We start from the raw sequence: 1,240 nt of genomic DNA on the forward strand, positions 1-1,240 counted from the left end.
CCGCTGCGGTGCGGCCCGAAGGCCACGGTGCAACAGCTCGGACGGTTAGCATCACCGGGCTCGGTATGGGCGGTTCTTCGCCGGTACGGGAATATCAACCCGTTGTCCATCGACTACGCCTGTCGGCCTCGCCTTAGGTCCCGACTTACCCAGGGCGGATTAGCCTGGCCCTGGAACCCTTGATCATTCGGCGGACGGGTTTCTCACCCGTCATTCGCTACTCATGCCTGCATTCTCACTCGTGTGGCGTCCACCGCTGGGTTCCCCCGCGACTTCACTCGCCACACGACGCTCCCCTACCCATCCACACGCCTGAACCACGAAGGCTTAGCTGATGTGTGAATGCCACAGCTTCGGCGGTATACTTGAGCCCCGCTACATTGTCGGCGCGGAATCACTTGACCAGTGAGCTATTACGCACTCTTTCAAGGGTGGCTGCTTCTAAGCCAACCTCCTGGTTGTCTGTGCAACTCCACATCCTTTCCCACTTAGCATACGCTTAGGGGCCTTAGCTGGTGGTCTGGGCTGTTTCCCTCTCGACTACGGAGCTTATCCCCCGCAGTCTCACTGCCACGCTCTGGCTTACCGGCATTCGGAGTTTGGCTAACGTCAGTAACCTGGTGGGGCCCATCGGCTATCCAGTAGCTCTACCTCCGGCAAGAAACGCGTGACGCTGCACCTAAATGCATTTCGGGGAGAACCAGCTATCACGAAGTTTGATTGGCCTTTCACCCCTAACCACAGGTCATCCCCCCGGTTTTCAACCCAGGTGGGTTCGGTCCTCCACGCGGTCTTACCCGCGCTTCAACCTGCCCATGGCTAGATCACTTCGCTTCGGGTCTAGAGCACGCGACTGTATCGCCCTGTTCGGACTCGCTTTCGCTACGGCTTCCCCACACGGGTTAACCTCGCCACGTACCACTAACTCGCAGGCTCATTCTTCAAAAGGCACGCCGTCACCCCTGCTAGGGAGGCTCCGACGGATTGTAGGCACACGGTTTCAGGTACTATTTCACTCCCCTCCCGGGGTACTTTTCACCTTTCCCTCACGGTACTTGTCCGCTATCGGTCACTAGGTAGTATTTAGGCTTACACAGTGGTCTGTGCAGATTCACTCCAGGTTTCTCGGGCCCGGAGCTACTTGGGATCCCCTTCGGGAGGTCACGTCATTTCGTCTACGGGGGTTCCACCCTCTGTGCCCGGCCTTTCAATGCCGTTCGACTATAACGAGACTTTCTAA

The 1,240-nt window shown here is 57.9% G+C and carries 1 rRNA gene (only partly in view); it reads right to left on the reverse strand.

The features are described 5' to 3' along the window. Nucleotides 1–1,240 (reverse strand): 23S ribosomal RNA (locus IC607_RS17170) (it extends past both window edges: 1,135 nt to the left, 180 nt to the right).

It is taken from the genome of Cellulomonas sp. JH27-2, from assembly GCF_014837175.1.
Lineage (GTDB): Bacteria > Actinomycetota > Actinomycetes > Actinomycetales > Cellulomonadaceae > Cellulomonas.